The 18,676-nt window shown below is 69.5% G+C and carries 15 protein-coding genes; 9 read left to right on the top strand and 6 right to left on the bottom strand.

The window, feature by feature from the left end; all coding sequences use genetic code 11:
- Window positions 1-15 precede the first annotated feature (15 nt).
- The 4 genes from ACJMNC_RS06595 to gltB all read right to left on the bottom strand — a co-directional run bounded on the left by ACJMNC_RS06595 (window position 16) and on the right by gltB (window position 7,260).
- Window positions 16-369, bottom strand: coding sequence for a helix-turn-helix domain-containing protein (locus ACJMNC_RS06595; RefSeq protein WP_408947150.1), 354 nt, complete (start codon window positions 367-369; stop codon window positions 16-18).
- Window positions 370-508: 139 nt separating this feature from the next.
- On the bottom strand, window positions 509-664 hold the full coding sequence (locus ACJMNC_RS06600; RefSeq protein WP_408947151.1) for a hypothetical protein: 156 nt from the start codon (window positions 662-664) through the stop codon (window positions 509-511).
- Between the two features lie 568 nt (window positions 665-1,232).
- Window positions 1,233-2,687 (bottom strand): glutamate synthase subunit beta, encoded by a 1,455-nt coding sequence (locus tag ACJMNC_RS06605; RefSeq protein WP_408947152.1) that lies wholly within the window; start codon window positions 2,685-2,687, stop codon window positions 1,233-1,235.
- Entirely contained in the window at window positions 2,680-7,260 is a 4,581-nt protein-coding gene (gene gltB / locus ACJMNC_RS06610) for a glutamate synthase large subunit (protein WP_408947153.1), read from the bottom strand. The genes ACJMNC_RS06605 and gltB overlap by 8 nt, the downstream gene beginning before the upstream one ends.
- Before the next feature lie 316 nt (window positions 7,261-7,576).
- Between gltB and ACJMNC_RS06615 the strand changes: the two genes are divergently transcribed.
- The 5 genes from ACJMNC_RS06615 to ACJMNC_RS06635 all read left to right on the top strand — a co-directional run bounded on the left by ACJMNC_RS06615 (window position 7,577) and on the right by ACJMNC_RS06635 (window position 12,449).
- Window positions 7,577-8,509 carry an alpha/beta hydrolase gene (locus ACJMNC_RS06615; protein ID WP_408947207.1) on the top strand — a complete coding sequence of 311 codons (933 nt, stop codon included), beginning with the start codon at window positions 7,577-7,579 and terminating at the stop codon, window positions 8,507-8,509.
- A 110-nt stretch (window positions 8,510-8,619) separates the two neighbouring features.
- Window positions 8,620-9,213, top strand: a complete 594-nt coding sequence (locus ACJMNC_RS06620) for a DUF937 domain-containing protein (protein WP_408947154.1) — start codon at window positions 8,620-8,622, stop codon at window positions 9,211-9,213.
- A complete protein-coding gene (locus ACJMNC_RS06625; protein WP_408947155.1) occupies window positions 9,210-9,923 on the top strand; it encodes a glutamine amidotransferase in 714 nt (237 codons plus the stop codon). The genes ACJMNC_RS06620 and ACJMNC_RS06625 overlap by 4 nt, the downstream gene beginning before the upstream one ends.
- Before the next feature lie 61 nt (window positions 9,924-9,984).
- A complete protein-coding gene (locus ACJMNC_RS06630) occupies window positions 9,985-11,799 on the top strand; it encodes a DUF2207 domain-containing protein (RefSeq protein WP_408947156.1) in 1,815 nt (604 codons plus the stop codon).
- Between the two features lie 77 nt (window positions 11,800-11,876).
- Entirely contained in the window at window positions 11,877-12,449 is a 573-nt protein-coding gene (locus ACJMNC_RS06635) for a LemA family protein (RefSeq protein WP_408947157.1), read from the top strand.
- Between the two features lie 142 nt (window positions 12,450-12,591).
- Here the strand turns inward: ACJMNC_RS06635 and ACJMNC_RS06640 are convergent, their stop codons facing one another.
- Both ACJMNC_RS06640 and ACJMNC_RS06645 read right to left on the bottom strand, forming a co-directional pair.
- A complete protein-coding gene (locus ACJMNC_RS06640; protein WP_408947158.1) occupies window positions 12,592-12,855 on the bottom strand; it encodes a hypothetical protein in 264 nt (87 codons plus the stop codon).
- A gap of 102 nt (window positions 12,856-12,957) precedes the next feature.
- On the bottom strand, window positions 12,958-13,545 hold the full coding sequence (locus tag ACJMNC_RS06645) for a Rho termination factor N-terminal domain-containing protein (protein WP_408947159.1): 588 nt from the start codon (window positions 13,543-13,545) through the stop codon (window positions 12,958-12,960).
- Between the two features lie 459 nt (window positions 13,546-14,004).
- On the opposite strand from ACJMNC_RS06645, the gene ACJMNC_RS06650 reads away from it, so the two are divergent.
- From ACJMNC_RS06650 to ACJMNC_RS06665, 4 genes are all read left to right on the top strand, one after another.
- Window positions 14,005-14,595 carry a DUF2812 domain-containing protein gene (locus ACJMNC_RS06650; RefSeq protein WP_408947160.1) on the top strand — a complete coding sequence of 197 codons (591 nt, stop codon included), beginning with the start codon at window positions 14,005-14,007 and terminating at the stop codon, window positions 14,593-14,595.
- A gap of 163 nt (window positions 14,596-14,758) precedes the next feature.
- Window positions 14,759-15,322 (top strand): TY-Chap domain-containing protein, encoded by a 564-nt coding sequence (locus tag ACJMNC_RS06655; RefSeq protein ID WP_408947161.1) that lies wholly within the window; start codon window positions 14,759-14,761, stop codon window positions 15,320-15,322.
- Between the two features lie 119 nt (window positions 15,323-15,441).
- A complete protein-coding gene (gdhA, locus tag ACJMNC_RS06660; RefSeq protein WP_408947162.1) occupies window positions 15,442-16,785 on the top strand; it encodes an NADP-specific glutamate dehydrogenase in 1,344 nt (447 codons plus the stop codon).
- A 244-nt stretch (window positions 16,786-17,029) separates the two neighbouring features.
- Window positions 17,030-18,649: a DUF6777 domain-containing protein gene (locus tag ACJMNC_RS06665; protein WP_408947163.1), complete on the top strand. Its 1,620-nt coding sequence runs from the start codon at window positions 17,030-17,032 to the stop codon at window positions 18,647-18,649.
- Window positions 18,650-18,676: the final 27 nt, after the last annotated feature.

An 18,676-nucleotide genomic window follows, 5' to 3' on the forward strand; every position in this document is an offset into this window, starting at 1 on the left:
GCGGGGTCTCGACTCCTACGCACAGGCCAGCGCGAGCGGCCTGCCGGCGCCGGCGGGCGGGGAGAAACGCGCGGGGGACGCGATCGTGGACACGCTTGCGAGCACAGGTGCCGTCCTGGACAGTTCGATCGCGGCTTCCCGGGTGAACTCGGCAAGGGTCATCTCGAGCGCGCCCACCACTGCCTCGAGAATCTCCGAGGAAGCGTCCTTGCGGCCGCGTTCGAGTTCGGAGAGGTACTGGCTGGAGACTCCGGCACGCTCGGCCGTCTCGACCAGCCGCTCGCCGCGCTCATGCCTGCGGCGACGGAGGATCCGTCCGGTGACCTCCCGCCAGAGCGGTTCGGGCTCGGTCCGTGCACGATCGTCCATGGCTCGATGGTAGGCAGATCCGACGAGTCCGTCGCGCTGGTCTGCTCAGAGCAGAACGGACGTCCGGGGCCGATCAGCTGGTCGGCGTGTCCCGCCGTCGATCTGGACGTTCCCTCCGCCTGGATCAACGGCCGGAATGTCAGCGGACGAGCCGAAGCCGGTGCATCTCGGCCGGTGTGATCAGCCGCTCGTAGCGCTCGTCGGCGGCGGCCGTCGGACGGCCCTTGCCGAGCAGCCCACGACCGCCGAAAATGCGGCCCCGGCGACGCCACCGTGTGCTGATTGCGGTGCTCATGTCTCTCCCGATGAAGCAACTTCTACGTCCACCGGGTATGTCGCCGCCGTGGACGCAAGTGTTAACGGCTTCGCGTGAACTCCATTCGATCGAAGGATGTCACCACACGAGACGTGAGCCGCAACCTCAGCCGGGCTGGACCACACCCTCACCCGGTCAGCCGCCACAGATGACGCCCGGCTACGCGCCGTACCCCGGAACGTCAGCCCCGGTGCCCCCGGTGCCCCCGGCGGCCCGCAACACCGTCGGCATCGTCGCACTGGTCTTGGCGTAGTGGGTGTGATCGTCGGCGTCGTCGTCTTCGCCACCCTGGTCGAGGATGCGATCGACGATGCGTTCGGCACCGATGCCCCGGTCACCGCGGTCGACGAGGACGGCGAGACCCAGTCGCCTGACGGTGCTACCGGACCGTCGAACCCAGGCCCCGCCCCAGGCCGAGCTGCACCTCCAGCGCCGAACAGACGCCGAACGACGGAGTCCGGCCGGGACACCCCTGAGGGTCTCCCGGCCGGACCGCTTTCCATCCTCAGGCCGGGTGTGAGGCGGCCTGAAGTCCGTTCCCGTCAGATCAGCGCTGGGCCACCTGGGTCGGGATGATCGGGGCGGGCAGCTCAGTGCTCGCCGTGAGGTAGGCGTCCACCGCAGCAGCGGCGGAGCGGCCCTCGGCGATGGCCCAGACGATCAGCGACTGTCCGCGGCCGGCGTCTCCCGCGACGAAGACGCCGGAGAGACCCTTGGCGGCGAACTCGCCGTCGCGGGCGATGTTGCCGCGGCCGTCGTATTCCACGCCCAGCTTGTCGAGCAGGTCGCCGCGCTCAGGGCCGACGAAGCCCATTGCGAGCAGCACCAGATCGCACTCGAGCTCGAAGTCGCTGCCCTCGACCTTCTCGAAGCGGCCGTTCACCATCGTCACCTCGTGCGCCTTGAGCGCGGTGAGCTTGCCGTTCTCGCCGATGAACTCCTCGGTGTTCACCGAGAAGACCCGCTCGCCGCCCTCTTCGTGTGCCGAGGAGACCCGGTACATCAGCGGGTAGGTGGGCCACGGCGTGGACTCGGCGCGCTCGGCCGGCGGCCGCGGCATGATCTCGAACTGGTGGACGATCTCCGCGCCCTGGCGCAGCGAGGTGCCCAGGCAGTCGGCGCCGGTGTCGCCACCGCCGATGATGACGACCTTCTTGCCCTCGGCGGTGACCTGCCCGGGAACCTCGTCGCCGACGGCGGCGCGGTTGGCCTGCGGCAGGAACTCCATGGCCTGGTAGATGCCTTCGAGTTCACGGCCCGGGATCGGCAGGTCGCGGCCGATGGTCGAACCGTTCGCCAGCACCACGGCGTCGAAGTCGGCGCGCAACTGCTCGACGGTCACGTCTACACCCACGTTCACGCCGGTGCGGAAGACGGTGCCCTCGGCCTCCATCTGCTCGAGCCGCCGGTCGATGAAGTGCTTCTCCATCTTGAACTCGGGGATGCCGTAGCGCAGCAGGCCGCCGATGCGGTCGTTGCGCTCGAAGACGGTCACGTCGTGTCCAGCACGGGTCAGCTGCTGGGCGGCAGCCAGACCCGAAGGGCCCGAACCGATCACGGCCACGGTCTTGCCGGTCTTCTCCGACGGGAGGACCGGCGTCACGGAGCCTTCCTCCCACGCCTTCTCCACCAGCTCCACCTCGACCTGCTTGATGGTCACCGCGGGCTGGTTGATGCCCAGCACACAGGACGCCTCGCACGGTGCCGGGCACAGCCGGCCGGTGAACTCGGGGAAGTTGTTGGTGGCGTGCAGGCGCTCGATACCCGCATCCCACCGGCCCTTGTAGACCAGGTCGTTCCATTCCGGAATCAGGTTGCCCAGCGGGCAGCCGTTGTGGCAGAACGGAATACCGCAGTCCATGCAGCGGCTCGCCTGGGTGGTCAAGGTGTCCCGGTCGAAGGTGTTGTACACCTCTTTCCAGTCCATCAGCCGCAGGTCCACCGGCCGACGCGTCGGCGTCTCCCGCTCGGTGTGCTTCAGGAATCCTCTGGGATCAGCCACGAGCCGCCTCCATGATCGCTTCGTTCACATCTCGTCCGGTGCGCTCGGCGACGTCGATGGCGTCAAGCACTCTCTTGTAGTCGCGCGGCATGACCTTCGCGAACTTGGTTTGGGCCACCGCCCAGTTGCCCAGCACCTTGGCCGCGACCGTCGAGCCTGTCTCGTCGCGGTGCTCGGTGAGCATGTCCTGCAGGTACTTCAGGTCGTCGGCGTCCAGCGGAGCCAGGTCCACCAGTTCGGTGTTCAGGTTCTCGGCGAACCCTCCGTCCCGATCGAGCACGTAGGCCACACCGCCGGACATGCCGGCCGCGAAGTTGCGGCCCGTGGTGCCCAGCACGATCACCCGGCCACCGGTCATGTACTCGCAGCCGTGATCGCCCACGCCCTCGACGACGGCGTGCACACCCGAGTTGCGGACGCAGAACCGCTCGCCGGCCACACCGCGCAGGAAGATCTTGCCGGCGGTGCCGCCGAAGCCGATCACGTTGCCCGCGATGATGTTCTGCTCGGCTACGAACTCCTGCGGCGCTCCGGCCGGCGGGGCGACGACGATCTTGCCGCCCGAGAGCCCCTTGCCGACGAAGTCGTTCGCGTCGCCGGCGAGCCGCATGGTGATACCGCGCGGAACGAAGGCGCCGAAGCTGTTGCCGGCCGAACCGGTGAACTCGATCGAGATGGTGCCGTCCGGAAGGCCCCGGGCCCCATAGGCTTTAGTCACCTCGTGCCCGAGCATGGTGCCGACCGTCCGGTTGACGTTGCTGATCGGCGACTCGATCACCACCCGGGTGCCCGCCTCGATGGCCGGCCGCGCCTTGGCGATCAGCTCGTTGTCGAGCGCCTTGTCCAGACCGTGGTCCTGAGTGCCGGAGCAGTACAGGTCCTGGTTCATGAACGGCGAGTCGGCCATGGTCAGGATCGGCGACAGGTCGAGCTTGCCGGCCTTGGCCTCGCGCCAGTGCGCGAGCGCCTTGGCGGTGTCGAGCGCCTCGACGTGGCCGACCGCCTCCTGCAGGGTGCGGAAGCCCAGCCGGGCCAGCAGCTCCCGGACCTCTTCGGCGATGAAGAGCATGAAGTTCTCGACGAACTCCGGCTTGCCGGTGAACCGCTCGCGCAGCAGCGGATTCTGGGTGGCCACACCCACGGGGCAGGTGTCGAGGTGGCAGACGCGCATCATGATGCAGCCCGAGACCACCAGCGGCGCGGTGGCGAAACCGAACTCCTCGCCGCCGAGCAGGGCGGCGATCACCACGTCGCGTCCGGTCTTGAGCTGACCGTCCACCTGGACCACGATCCGGTCGCGCAGACCGTTCAGCAGCAGGGTCTGCTGGGTCTCGGCCAGGCCGATCTCCCAGGGCGCTCCGGCGTGCTTGAGCGAGGTCAGCGGGCTGGCGCCGGTGCCGCCGTCGTGCCCGGAGATGAGCACCACGTCGGCGTGCGCCTTGGACACGCCTGCGGCCACGGTGCCCACCCCCAGCTCGGAGACGAGTTTCACGTGAATCCGGGCCTCCGGGTTCGCGTTCTTCAGGTCGTGGATGAGCTGGGCCAGATCCTCGATCGAGTAGATGTCGTGGTGCGGCGGCGGCGAGATCAGGCCGACGCCCGGCGTGGAACCACGCACCTCGGCGACCCACGGGTACACCTTGTGCGGGGGCAGCTGGCCGCCCTCACCCGGCTTGGCTCCCTGAGCCATCTTGATCTGGATGTCGGTGCAATTGCTCAGGTAGTGGCTGGTCACGCCGAACCGGCCGGAGGCCACCTGCTTGATGGCCGACCGGCGCCAGTCGCCGTTCTCGTCGTGGCTGAAACGCCGCGGATCCTCGCCGCCCTCACCCGAGTTGGACCGGCCGCCGAGACGATTCATCGCGATCGCGAGCGTCTCGTGGGCCTCGGCAGAGATGGAGCCGTAGCTCATCGCGCCGGTGGAGAAGCGCTTGACGATCTCGCTGGCCGGCTCCACCTTGTCGATCGGGATGGGATCGCGATCACCGAAGTTGAAGTCGAACAGACCGCGCAGGGTGCCGATCCGCTGAGACTGATCGTCGACCAGCTTGGTGTACTCCTTGAACACCTCGTACTGACCGGTGCGGGTGGAGTGCTGGAGCTTGAAGACGGTCTCCGGGTTGAACAGGTGGTACTCGCCCTCACGGCGCCACTGGTATTCACCGCCCACCTCGAGCTCACGGTGCGCACGCTCGGTGGGCCGCTCACTGAAGGCCAGCGCGTGCCGGGCGGCCACGTCGGCGGCGATCTCGTCGAGACCGATGCCGTCGAGCTGGCTGCGCAGGCCGGTGAAGAACTCGTCGACGAGCTCCTGGCTCAGGCCGATCGGCTGGAACAGCTGCGCGCCGTTGTACGACGGCACCGTGGAGATGCCCATCTTGCTCATCACCTTCAGCACACCCTTGCCGGCGGCCTTGATGTAGTTGGCGCGGGCCTTGGCGAAGTCCGCCGGGGAGCGCAGGGCGCCCGAGTCGATCATGTCCTCGATGGACTCGAAGGCCATGTACGGGTTGATCGCGGCGGCGCCGAATCCCACCAGCAGCGCCATGTGGTGCACCTCGCGCGCGTCACCGGCCTCGACCACGATGCCGGCCCGGGTGCGGGTGCGCTCACGGACCAGGTGGTGGTGCACCGCCGCGGTCATCAGCAGCGACGGGATCGGCGCCATGGTCTCGTCCGACTCCCGGTCCGAGAGCACGATGACGCGCGCGCCGTCGGCGATGGCCGCCGAGGCCCGGGCCCGCAGATCGTCGAGCGCCCGGCGCAGCCCCTCGCCGCCCTCGGCGACCGGGTACAGGCCGTGCAGATGCACAGACGGGAAGCCGGTGGCGGCGCCGTCGATCTCCACCAGGCGGGCCAGGTCGTCGTTGTCGATGACCGGACCGCTCAGCACGATCTGCCGGGCCGACTCCGGGGCCGGATTCAGCAGGTCGCCCTCGCTGCCGATCCGGTTGGACAGGCTGGTGACGATCTCCTCACGGATGGCGTCCAGCGGCGGGTTGGTGACCTGCGCGAACAGCTGCTGGAAGTAGTCGAAGAGCATCCGCGGCCGGTTGGAGAGCACGGCGATCGGGGTGTCGGTGCCCATCGAGCCCAAGGCCTCACCGCCGCTGGCGGCCATCGGCGCCACCAGCAGATTCAGGTCCTCGTTGGAGTAGCCGAAGAGCTGCTGCCGGTGGGTGACCCGGTCGTGGTTCATGTGCACGTGCGGGCGCATCGGCAGATCCTCGAGGTGGACCTGATTGTCGTCGAGCCACTGCCGGTAGGGGTGCTGACCGGCCAGCTCGTCCTTGATCTCCTCGTCGGCCACGATGCGCCCCTGCGAGGTGTCGACCAGGAACATCTTGCCCGGCTGCAGACGCTGCCGGGAGACCACGTCGGCCGGATCGATGTCGAGCACGCCGACCTCGGAACCGAGCACCACCAGACCGTCCTTGGTGACCCAGATGCGCGAGGGCCGCAGACCGTTGCGGTCGAGGACGGCGCCGATCAGGGTGCCGTCGGTGAAGCACACCGACGCCGGGCCGTCCCAGGCCTCCATCAGCGCCGAGTGGTACTCGTAGAACGCCCGGTGCTCGGGCTTCATGTCCTCGTGCCGCTCCCAGGCTTCGGGGACCATCATCAGCACGGCGTGCGGAAGCGGCCGGCCGCCGAGGTGCAGCAGTTCGAGAACCTCGTCGAAGCGCGCGGTGTCCGAGGCTCCCGGGGTGCAGACCGGGAAGATCTTCTCCTCGGCGCCGGGGCCGAAGACCGAGGTGTCGATGAGCGCCTCGCGGGCCCGCATCCAGTTCTCGTTGCCGGTGACGGTGTTGATCTCACCGTTGTGGGCCACCCGGCGGAACGGGTGCGCGAGCGGCCACGACGGGAAGGTGTTGGTGGAGAAGCGCGAGTGGACCATGCCCAGCGCACTCTCGACCCGATCGTCCTGCAGGTCCAGGTAGAAGTCGCGCAGCTGCGGGGTGGTCAGCATGCCCTTGTAGACGAAGGTCTGGCCGGACAGGCTCGGGAAGTAGGCGGTTTCGCGGCCCGGGCCGTCCTGGCCGGGGCCCTTCTCGCCGAGCTCATACTGCACGCGCCGGCGCACCACGTAGGCCTGCCGCTCGAGTTCGGCGCCGGAGGCGCCGCCGATGAAGACCTGGCGGAAGGTGGGCATGGCGTCACGGGCCAGCGCGCCCAGCGAGGACTCGTCCACCGGGACGTTGCGCCAGCCGAGCAGGGTCAGGCCCTGAGCCTCGACGATCTTCTCGATGCCCTTGACCGCGTCGGCCACGTCGTCGGCGGCCTGCGGCAGGAAGGCGATGCCGGTGGCGTACTCGCCGGCGGCGGGCAGATCGAAGTCGACGACCTCGCGCAGGAAACGGTCCGGGACCTGGATCATGATGCCGGCGCCGTCACCGGTGTTCGGCTCGGCTCCGGCGGCCCCACGGTGTTCCAGATTCACCAGCGCGGTGATGGCCTTCTCGACGATGTCGCGGCTCTTGCGGCCGTGCATGTCCACGACGAAGGCGACGCCACAGGCGTCGTGTTCGTTGACCGGGTCGTAGAGCCCGACGGGCCCCGGCATGTGCATCATGAATCTGCCTACTCCGTACGCCACGCTGCGCACTAATACGTACTGGAGAGTTCCGGGTTTCTTGATGGACGCGATCACGTCGCCCGGATCAGCTTCATTGCTGGCCGGCTCGGGCAGTGCGCGGACCGTCACGTTCCGCTACACCTCGAGCGCAGTACCCGCAATTCTGCCACGCCGCCCAGGGGGAAGCAAAAGCGCTGGGATACACCGCCGAAACAGACACGTCACATAGTCAGACAGGCTTACAGTGGCGCATGTGAGTCCTGTGACACGTGATCGACGACGCCCGCCGTTCGGACCGGCGGCGGCCGGCGTCATCCGCGGCACCATGCGCCCGATGATGGGCGTGGCCGGCCGCACCCCGGTGGCCGGCCCACTGCTGCTGCAGGCCAGCCGTCCCGCCCTGAACGCCTCCCTGTCGGCGCTCTCCCCGGTCCCGCCGGAGACGCGGACCACGCCGGTACGGGTGAGCGTGCCCACCGGCCAGGTACGCGGCGAGTGGCAGCACGAGTCGAGCCGGTTCGGCGGCGAGCAGCCCGATCCGTCGTCGGGACGGTCGATCATCTACTACCTGCACGGCAGCGGCTATCTGGTGTGCTCGCCGCGCACCCACCGCGGCATGGTGGCCCGGCTGACCCGGCGCGCGGGAATCGGCGCGTTCAGCCTCGACTACCGGCTTGGCCCGCGGTACCGCTTCCCGGCCGGCGGCGACGACACCGTCCGCGGCTACCGCTGGCTGCTCGAGCAGGGCTTCTCCGGGGATCAGATCATCGTGGCCGGCGACTCGGCGGGCGGCCATCTGGCCCAGGACCTGCTGCTGTCGAACCATCTCGACGGCCTGCCACAGCCGCGGGCGATGGTGCTGTTCTCCCCGCTCTACGATCCGACGTTCACGCTGGCCTGCGCCCAGGAGCGCTCGGGGGTGCACGACCCGATGATCGACGCCGCGGCCGCCGCCCGGCTGCTGCGGCTCTACACCGGCGGCGCCCGGGCCGACGATCCGCGCATGCGGGTGCGGCTCACCCCCGACATGACGCTGCCCGACACGCTCATCCAGTACGGCGGCCGCGAGGTGATGGGTGCCGACGCCCGCGCCGTCCACGACAGCCTGCTGGCCGCCGGCGGCCAGTCAACGATTCAGGCGTGGCCGCGTCAGGGGCACGTCTTCCAGATGTTCCCCCGGCTCACCCCGGACGCCCGGGAGGCCACCGCCGCAGCCCGGGACTTCATCGACCGGTACCTCTGCTGATCTCCGCCGGGCGGTGGGCGCCCGGTTCACGGCGGCCCCGCGACGGCCGGCCGCCCGCTACGATCAAGGTCCCCTCCTCTCTCCGGCGCCGCGCCAGAATCGAGCCGACCGTGACCGACGTCAACGACCTGATCAACCGTCTGCCCATCGACGCGCTCGCCCGGCAGCTCGGCGTCGCACCCGACGAGGTCCGTGCCGCCTCCGAGCAGGCGGTGCCGACGCTGCTGGCCGGGCTGGCCGCCCAGACCGACGATCCCGGCCGCGCCGACACCCTGGCCGGGGCGCTGGCCCAGCACGACGACGATCTGGCGGACGGCACCATCGACCTCGACCAGGTGGACGGCGCCGACGGCGAGAAGATCGTCGGCAAACTCTTCGGCGACGACGCCGACGGCGTGGCCGCGGGCATCAGCGGTGCCGTGCCGGCGGCCGCCGTCGACCAGGGTCTGGTGCGCAAGCTGCTGCCGCTGCTCGCCCCGATCGTGCTCAGCTACGTGATGAGCCAGTTCGGCAAGAAGGGCGGCGGCACGGGCGCAACCCCGTCCGGCGGTGGGCTGGGCGATCTGCTCGGCGGCATGCTCGGAGGTCAGAACACCGGCGGCCTCGGCTCGATCCTCGGCGAGGTGCTCGGCGGTTCGAAGAGCGGCGGCAAGGGCGGCAATCCGCTCGGCTCCATCCTGGGCTCCATCCTCGGCGGCAAGTGAGCACCGGTCCGGTACGGACGGCGCTGGCGATCCGGCATGTGCCGTTCGAGGATCTCGGGATCTTCGGCGACGTCCTGGCCGAGCGCGGCTACCGCATCCGGTACTCCGACGCCGGACTCGACGCAGTGGATCGGCGGGCGTGGCGGGACGCCGACCTGCTGGTCGTGCTCGGCGGGCCGATCGGCGTCGGCGACATCGACCGCTATCCGTATATCGCCGACGAGATCGACGCGCTCACCGGGCGGCTCGCCGATCAGCGGCCGACGCTCGGCGTGTGTCTGGGTGCGCAGCTGATGGCTGCGGCGCTCGGCGCCGAGGTCGGGCCCACCGGTGCGGTGGAGATCGGCTACGGCCCGTTGACGCTCACCGAGTCCGGGGCGCGGAGCGTGCTGAACCGGCTCGGCCAGACGCCGGTGCTGCACTGGCACGGCGATCAGTTCGCCATCCCCCTCGGCGCCGACCGGCTGGCGTCCACCCCCGGCTTCGACCATCAGGCCTTCGCTCTCGGCGATCATGCGCTGGCCCTGCAGTTCCACCTCGAGGCCGACCCGGAGCGCATCGAGAGCTGGCTGATCGGGCACGCGCACGAGCTGGCGACCCAGCGGATCGACCCGCGGGTCATTCGCGCGGATGCCCGCCGGTTCGGCCCTGAGCTGGCGGCCCGCGGCCGTGCGGTGCTGGCCGAATGGCTCGCCCGCGCGGGCGGCTGAGCGTCCACCGGCTGCCCGATCATCCGGGTTCCCTCCGACCCACACCCTAGGATCGACTGACATGAAGCGCGTTGGACTCTCACTGGCGGTGCTGCTGCTGACGGTCTTCGGGCTCTTTCTGCCGGTGATCAACTTCTCGTCGTCCGACGGCACCGCCGAGTCGGATCCGATGACCATCAGCGACTGGCGCAGCGAATACGACGTCAGCGCCGACGGGCGCCTCCAGGCCGTCGAGACGATCACCGCCGAGTTCCCCTACGGACGGCACGGCATCTTCCGGCAGTGGGACATCGCCGACCAGGGCTCCGACCAGAACACCCGGTACGTCCCCGAGGACGTCTCGGTCACCATGGACGGCGCATCGGTACCGGTGGAGATGCTCTGGGAACAGGGCCGGCGGATCCGGGTGGCCAAGATCGGTGATCCGAACAGCACGGTGTCCCCCGGCCGGCACACCTACGTGGTCAAGTACCACGTCGACGGTGTCCTGGCGCCCGGCGACACCGGTGGCGGGACCGGCGGCGGCAGCTGGGGAAGCCCCGACGCCTCGGTGTTCATCTGGCGGCTGGTGCCCACCGGGAGGCAGATGCCGGTCGAACGCTCCGAATCGGTGGTGAATCTGCCGGAGGCGCCCACCGCCTTCACCTGCAGCACCAACCGCGGCATCGACTGCAAGATCTCCAAGAGGTCCGACACCTCGCTGGTCGTCACCACCGGAAGCCTGGCCGCGGGAACCGGGCTGGCCGTGCGGGTCGACCTGCCGTCGGCGGCACCCGATCAGGTCACCGTGCCCTGGTCGGTCACTCTCGATCCGGTCCTCGGCCGCTCGCTGCCCCTGCTCATCGTCATTCTCATCGTGAGTGCCCTGACCTGCGCGGCCGGTCTGTGGTGGGCGCTGCGCAGCCGGGAGTCCGAGCCCCTGCTGCCGGTGATGTACGAGCCGCCGGCCGATCCGCGCGATCCTGACAAACGGCTCGGCCCGGCGCAGACCTTCTACGTGGCCTACGAGCGACTGCCGCGCAAGGCGCTGGTGGCCACCCTGTTCAACCTCGCGGAGCGAGGCGCAGTGCGCCTCGAGCGGCACGGCGACGACTGGTCGGTGATCTCCCAGATGACTCCCGAGATGCAGCAGAGTCTGGACCCGGCCGGTCTCGCCGTGATCAATGCGCTCGGCCTCGGCCGGAACGGCGCCGTCTTCGCCGCCGACGGCTCGGTCGGGGCCGGACGCCGGCTCGGCACGGCGCAGAGCTCCATCGACAACTCGGTCCGGACCTGGGGTGCGGCCAGCAACACGGTCCAGCACTCGAGCTTCGAGACCCTCGGCAAGTTCCTGGTGATCATCGCGATCGCACTCGCGGTGCTGATGGTGGTCTTCGGCTGGGCCCCCGCCACCGTATGGATGCTGCCGCTGGCCGGCTTCGCGATCGGCGCCGCCGGGCTCTGGGACACCGGCGTCGGCACGCGGCGCACCAAACTCGGCCGCGAGGTCTGGTCCCGGGCCGGCGGTTTCGAACGACTGCTCTCGACCCGGTCGAATCAGGAGCGTCTCGACTTCAGCGCCCGCAAGGATCTGTTCACCGACTTCATCCCGTATGCGATCGCCTTCGACTGCGCCGACGCCTGGGCGGACAAGTACCGCTACGCCACCAACCAGGAGCCGCCCGACCCGATCTGGTTCGGCCCCGGTTTCTATCACACCTCGTACTTCGGCGGCTTCGGCGGCGGCGGCTCGGCCTTCGACAGTTTCGAGTCCAGTCTGTCGTCGTCGATGTCGGCGTACTCGGCCTCCAAATCGTCGAACAGCGGCGGCGGATTCGGCGGGGGCGGCGGCGGATTCAGCGGCGGCGGCGGGGGCGGCGGCGTCGGCTCCTGGTAGCACGTGGCACGCGATACCTGTGGCCGGTCCCCGTCCCCGGATACCCTCAATCAACCCCTCAACGGAAGAGACGTGACATGACAGCAGTCTGGATCATCCTGATCGTCATCGTGGTGCTGATCGTCGTGGCCGCCATCGTCGTGATGGTCGGCTTCAACAAGCTGCGCAAGGCCGACATCACCGCGCAGGAGTCGCTGGGCGGAATCGACGTCCAGCTCACCCGCCGGGCCGACCTGATCCCGAATCTGGTCAACACCGTCAAGGGCTACGCCGCCCACGAAGCCGGTGTGCTCGAGGCGGTGACGCAGGCCCGCGCCAGCGTGCAACAGGCCGCGCATGCCCCGTCCGTGGCCGACAAGGCCGCGGCCGACGCCCAGATGACCGGCGCGCTGGGCCGGCTCTTCGCGGTGGCCGAGAACTACCCGCAGCTGCAGGCGGCCCCGAACTTCATGGCCCTGCAGAAGGAGCTGTCGGACACCGAGAACAAGCTGTCCTTCGCCCGGCAGTACTACAACGACGCCGTCTCCCGGCTCAACCAGCTGGTGCGGACGCTGCCGTGGATGTTCTTCGCCCCCATGGCCGGGGTCAAGGCACGTGAGTTCTACCAGGCGCCGGCCGGCCAGCAGCAGCCCCCGACCGTCCAGTTCTGACCGTCGACGCCGGCCCCGCGGCACCACCGGGCCGTCACCGCGACATCACAACCGGTACGCGCGTGTGCACACACGCGCGTACCGGTTTTCGTGTCGCGTACGCCGGGATCTGCGGACGGCCTGCGGGCCGTCCGGCACCTGCTCAGGGTTCCCAGCGCTCGCTGGCCGACGGATAGCGCACCCGCAGCACGCTATAGACGTAGGTGGCCACCACCAGCACCCCCGCCGAACCGAGTGCCCACCACAGCCAGTCGTTGACCGGGCTGGTGCGCACCGCGGCCGCCGCCCACAGCAGCACGGTCACCACGCACAGGATGGTCGCCAGCATCCGCAGCACCAGCACCACCGTGGTCGCCAGCGCCCAGATCGCCTCGCGAACGGTGCGCCGCGCCGATTCGTCAGCCACCCGCACAGCGTATCGTCGCCGCGCTCGGCGGCGCCGCCGATGCGGCGGGCCCCTCGCCGCCGTCTGCGGTGAGGGGCCCGGTGCCTCGCGCCGGGGCGACGATCAGGACAGCGCGGCGATCAGCTCGGCCTTCTTCATCGTCGAGTAGCCCTTGACACCCTTGGCCTTGGCCTCGGCCTTCAGCTCGGCGACGGTCTTCGCCTTGCCTGCGGCGGGCTTGGCAGCCGCCGGCTTCTTCTCCGCAGCGGGCTTGGCGGCAGCGGACTTCTCGGCAGCGGGCTTCTTCTCCGCAGCGGGCTTGGCGGCGGCGGGCTTGGCGGCCGCCGGCTTCTCGGCAGCAGGCTTCGCAGCCGCAGGCTTCTTCTCCGCAGCAGGCTTCTTCTCCGCAGCAGGCTTCTTCTCGGCGGCGGGCTTCGCAGCGGACTTGGCCTTCGCCGGCTCAGCGCTGTCCTTCTTCGCCGGGGCGGCCTTGGTGGCCGCGGGCTTCGCCGGGGCCGGCTTCGCGGCAGCGGGCTTGGCGGCTGCCGGCTTGGGCGCCTCGGTCTTCGGTGCGGGCGCCACGGCGGGCACCTCGTCGGCCTTGCCGAGCTGGACCCGCGAGGCGACGGTGTCGCGCAGCGCCACCACTTCCTCAGCGAGCCGCCTGACTTCCTTCTCCAGCCGCTTGATCAGCTTGTTCTTGGAACCCATTTCGCTTCCTTGTTCGGCGATCACGTATGTCGGCCGCCGGGCGGCCTGGCCCCATTCTTCCCTGAATACGCCCGATATGGCGATACCCGGGAACCGATGCGTTTCAGCGGGATCCTCGGGCGCCGGCGTCTCAAACCGCTGTTCAGCATAGGTGAAGTTGCCTTGGGATCACTGTTCCTCTTGTGGCGCAACGGGTTTCGCTCACCACAATGCCCCGTACCCGCCGTGTTCACCGCGCCGTCGTCGGACGGTCGGCACCCCGGTGCCGGCCGGATCGCCGAGTGAGATGCACCGCATCACCCTCCCCTGTGGGACAGAACACTCACTGAGACGGGCCGTAGGGTTCGTCTCAAAACCCTTGCCGCGGCAACGGCTCGCCGGGACTCTGGAGCGTAGAGAACTGGATCCATCCGACGCCTCTGCGGCCGCAGAGTCCGTTTCCCAATGTAAGGAGATGCCATGAGCACCAGCTGGTTCCCCTCATTGCGCCATCCCTCCCCCGACGACCTCGAGCTCTGGCTCGAATCGAACGCCGCCCGGGGCCGGCATCTGACCGGTGTGAACCGTCTGCTGCCCGTGCGGATGAAGTTCGCCGACTCCGCGCCCACCCAGACCCGCTACGTCCTCGACCAGCGCGCCCAGCCCACTCCGAGCGACTACTTCACCTTCCGCGAGAACCGCGGCTGGGACCTGGTCGGCTCGGCCGGCGATCTGCACGTCTGGCGGCGCGACTACACCGGGGCCCGGCCCGAGGGCTTCATCGGCGGCGGCAACCTGACCCGCCGGGTCTCGGCCTGGGGCACCGTCCTGGGCGTGGCCGCCCTGGTGCTGCTCGCCACCGCCGTGGTCCTCGGCATCCTGTCGGGCACCGGCAGCATCGCCGAAGGCAGCCCCCGGGACGCCTGGGCCCCGGCCGTTGCGTTCGCGGTCGTCGGCGTGATCGCCGGGATCGTCGCCCTGCAACTGCGCATCTCGCACGTGGTGGCCGCCCGCGCGGCCCGGACTCCGGCGCCGGCCGTCGAGTCCCGGGAGCCGGCACCGACAGCCTGACCGGCTCACACCGACCACCCGGGGTGCCGTCCGTCCTTCCGACGAACGACACCCCGGGTGCTTTTTGCGCCCGGCTCGCCGGAGAATCCCGGCACAGCGCGCCGACGGCGCTAACGTGGTGAAAAGAGTCCCTTACAAGGCCTCCGGCCGGAGAGGTGTGCCGATGTCCCACAATCCCCCCGCCGACGACGGACCTGCCGGGGATGCGGCGCCCGGCCCCGAATCCGCCGAGGAGTTCACCGAAGAGCGCTTCGACTCCGAGATCGACCGGATGTGGTTGCGCTTCCGCGCCGAACTGGCCGATCGCCTCGCCGACCTGTCCGTCGGCCACCCGCTGAAAGTGCTCTCGCTGTGGACCGAGATGTTCGGGCCGCAGCCCGGCGTCGTCTTCAGCCTCACCGATCGGGGCCGGCTGCACGCCTCCCTCGACGTCGCCGACCTGTATCCGTTCCCGCCCGAACGTCAGCAGCGCCTGAGCATGGTGCGTGAGCTGGGCTGGCAGGAGCAGGAGGCTTCGGCCACCGGCGAATCGCACTCCGAGATCCCCGACGCGTGCACGCTCGACCTGCCCGAACGCGAGGTGGACAAGGCCGCCCTGGTGGTCGAGCGGACGTTCCGCGAGGTCTGGGACGTCCTCGATCCCTCGTTCCTCATCTCCGAGGAGAACGAGGTGATCAGGCGCTTCACCGAGCCGCCGCCGCAGCCGAGGGAACGCCGGATGCGCTGAATCTCACCCGATCCGATTGCAATAGGGCGGTAACACGGCCGTAAAGTTCATCAGGTACGACACCCCGGCCCCGGTCGGGTACACAGCGCTGCGACGACGCAGCAGAGAGAGTAGTGCCGATGAGCGAACTGGAAGGTCCCCTCAAGGACATCTTCGACGTGGTGATCCACCGCAACCCCGGCGAACCCGAGTTCCAGCAGGCCGTGCACGAGGTCTTCGAGACCCTGACGCCGGTGATGGCCAAGCACCCGGAGTACGAGGACGTCCTCACCCGGATGTGCGAGCCGGAACGGCAGATCATCTTCCGGGTGCCGTGGATCGACGACGACGGCAAGGTGCAGATCAACCGCGGCTTCCGGGTCGAGTTCAACTCGGCGCTGGGCCCCTACAAGGGCGGACTGCGCTTCCACCCCTCGGTCAACCTGTCGATCGTGAAGTTCCTCGGCTTCGAGCAGATCTTCAAGAACTCGCTGACCGGTCTGCCGATCGGCGGCGGCAAGGGCGGCTCGGACTTCGACCCGAAGGGCCGTTCCGACCGCGAGGTCATGCGCTTCTGTCAGTCGTTCATGACCGAGCTGTACCGGCACATCGGTGACAAGACCGACGTTCCGGCCGGCGACATCGGGGTGGGCGGCCGCGAGATCGGCTACCTGTTCGGCCAGTACAAGCGCATCACCAACCGCTACGAGTCCGGTGTGCTCACCGGCAAGGGCCTCACCTGGGGCGGCTCGCAGGTTCGTCCGGAGGCCACCGGCTACGGCGCCGTGTTCTTCGTCGACGAGATGCTCAAGGCCAAGGGGCAGGGCTTCGACGGCAAGAAGGTCCTGGTCTCCGGCTCGGGCAATGTGGCCACCTACGCGATCGAGAAGATCCACCAGCTCGGCGGCACCGTCATCGGCTGCTCGGACTCGTCCGGCTACGTGATCGACGAGAAGGGCATCGACCTCGAACTCCTCAAGGAGGTCAAGCAGGTCCGTCGCGCCCGGCTGTCCGAATACGTCGAACTGCGCGGCAACGGCACCAAGGTGGGCACCGACGGCACGCTCTGGCAGGTGCCGGCCGACATCGCGCTGCCCTGCGCCACCCAGAACGAGCTCGACGAGGACGACGCGAAGGCTCTGGTGGCGAACGGCTGCCAGATCGTCGGCGAGGGCGCCAACATGCCCACCACCCCGGAGGCCATCAAGGTGCTCCAGGCGGCGGGCATCGGCTTCGCGCCGGGCAAGGCCGCCAATGCCGGCGGTGTGGCCACCAGCGCGCTCGAGATGCAGCAGAACGCCTCGCGCGACTCGTGGAGCTTCGAGTACACCGAGGAGCGGCTGAGCGACATCATGCGGTCGATCCACGAGACCTGCGTGGAGACCGCCGACGAGTACAACGACCCGAACAACTACATCGCCGGCGCCAACATCGCCGGCTTCGTCCACGTGGCCGAGGCCATGCTGGCGCTCGGCGTCATCTGATCCGACGAGTGCGCCGATCCCGGCGTCTCTCCGGCGCGGCCCGATCCCCTCACCCGGGGATCGGGCCTCGTTGCATCTCCCGTCACAGCCCTCCCACCTGCATCGTTGGCCGTCGTCCGATCAGACGTCGACCGACGGATCGAATCTCTCCGATACGTGTTACGGGCACCACTTCCTCAACGAATGTCGCAGTATCCACCCTCACTCGCAGGAGACGCCTGCGTGAGGTGTCGAGGAGGAGATCATGACCTATCCGGGACCCGGGCAGTACCCGTACGACCCCACCACCGTCGCACTGGCACAGGCGGGCAAACGCAGCCGACGACGCTTGACCATCATCTTGTCGGCGGTGGTGGCCGTTCTGGTGGTCGTCGTCGCTCTGGTGGCCAACCAGGTCTACTTCGAGAGGACCGGCAAGGCCGTGATTCCGGCGCTGACCCTGCGCTCGGCGAACGATCCAGGCCCGGACCCGTTCACCGCCCCGGTGCACCTGACCAACAAGACCCGGCCGGTGCAGCCGCGTGTGGATACCGCGAGCGGAAACGGGGTGCGCCTGGTCAACGGCACCGCACCGGGGCTGTACGGCACCTACGGGGGCGCCGTCTGCGACACCGCGGCGCTGGGCAACCAGCTGGCCGCCAATCCCGGGGCGGCCTCGGCCTGGGCCGCGGTGCAGGGCATCCGCACCCAGGACATCCCCTGGTATCTGAACTCGCTGACCCCGGTGGTGCTCACCGCCGACACCTGGGTGACCAACTACTCGTACACCGGCGGTGTGGCCCGGCCGTTCCAGGCGGTCCTCGAGTCCGGAACCGCCGTCTTCGTCGACGCCGACGGCGTGCCGCGGGCGGTGTGCGCGTGCGGCAATCCCTTGCGGCCGCCGGCCGATGCGCCGATCGGCGGCTACCGGGTGACCGGCACCCGCTGGCCCGGCTACACGGTGAACAACACCTACCGCGTCACCTACAACAACACCTACGTCAGCAACAGCACCGTGATCTCGCAGGCACCGCAGCCGCGGCAGACCGCGGCGGCGAACCCGGTCCTGGACGTGATCGACCTGGTCACCCGGGCGATCGTGCCGGTGGTGCTCGACGGCGAACTCAACGACCTGGGACCGGCCCCGGCCGGTATGGAGGACTTCCAGTCGCCGGAGTTCCTCGCCGCACGCTCGGGGGCCCCGACCTTCGACGACCAGCAGGACGCCCTGGCCCAGGGGCTGGCCGGTGCGGGCGAGACCCGGGCCGCCGAGAACGTCGAGGCGGCGGCGGCCGAGAACGGCGGCGATCCGCTGCGTGAAGAGACCGCCGGCGAGCAGTCGGCGGCCGACGGCGCGCCGGGTGCCGCCGATTCCTCTGCCGCCGATTCCTCTGCGGCAGACGCATCAGCGGCCGATCGGTCCGGCTCGTCCCAACCGCGGCAGAGCACGGTCTTCGCCTCACTCACCGCCGGCTCCGATGCGATCGGCGAGCTGACCTACCGGGACGGGACGCGCACCGTCACCTGCCGTCTCCCGAGCACCTTCGACGGTGCGACGGTGACCCCGGTGAACAGCGACTGCCCGCTGGTCTTCAACGCCGGCGATCTGCGCAAGGACGCCGTGGACGCCGCGGTGGCCGGCGACGCCGATCGGGTGTGGACACTGACCCCGATCGGTGCGACGAGCCCCGTCGAGGTGCTCAGCGCCACCTGGCAGACGCTCACCCCGGAGTCCACCACCGAGGAGCCGACCACCACGACGACCACCGAGACCACCGAGACCACCGAGGAAACCGTGGAGGAGCCGACCACCACGACCACCACGACCACCGAGGAGCCGTCGTCCGTCGAGACCGAGGAGAGTCCCGCGGTGCCGTCGGCCTGACCGCAGGGCACCGAGGCCCGCGGCCCG

Origin of the sequence: Gordonia sp. VNK21 (assembly GCF_046098115.1) — a bacterium.
Lineage (GTDB): Bacteria > Actinomycetota > Actinomycetes > Mycobacteriales > Mycobacteriaceae > Gordonia.

Excerpts from the sequence above, each read along its gene's own strand:
- ACJMNC_RS06595 (WP_408947150.1), bottom strand. The coding sequence starts at position 369 with ATGGACGATCGTGCACGGACCGAGCCCGAACCGCTCTGGCGGGAGGTC.
- ACJMNC_RS06600 (WP_408947151.1), bottom strand. The coding sequence starts at position 664 with ATGAGCACCGCAATCAGCACACGGTGGCGTCGCCGGGGCCGCATTTTC.
- gltB (WP_408947153.1), bottom strand. The coding sequence starts at position 7,260 with ATGATGCACATGCCGGGGCCCGTCGGGCTCTACGACCCGGTCAACGAA.
- ACJMNC_RS06630 (WP_408947156.1), top strand. The coding sequence starts at position 9,985 with ATGAAGCGCGTTGGACTCTCACTGGCGGTGCTGCTGCTGACGGTCTTC.
- ACJMNC_RS06635 (WP_408947157.1), top strand. The coding sequence starts at position 11,877 with ATGACAGCAGTCTGGATCATCCTGATCGTCATCGTGGTGCTGATCGTC.
- ACJMNC_RS06645 (WP_408947159.1), bottom strand. The coding sequence starts at position 13,545 with ATGGGTTCCAAGAACAAGCTGATCAAGCGGCTGGAGAAGGAAGTCAGG.
- ACJMNC_RS06650 (WP_408947160.1), top strand. The coding sequence starts at position 14,005 with ATGAGCACCAGCTGGTTCCCCTCATTGCGCCATCCCTCCCCCGACGAC.
- ACJMNC_RS06655 (WP_408947161.1), top strand. The coding sequence starts at position 14,759 with ATGTCCCACAATCCCCCCGCCGACGACGGACCTGCCGGGGATGCGGCG.
- gdhA (WP_408947162.1), top strand. The coding sequence starts at position 15,442 with ATGAGCGAACTGGAAGGTCCCCTCAAGGACATCTTCGACGTGGTGATC.
- ACJMNC_RS06665 (WP_408947163.1), top strand. The coding sequence starts at position 17,030 with ATGACCTATCCGGGACCCGGGCAGTACCCGTACGACCCCACCACCGTC.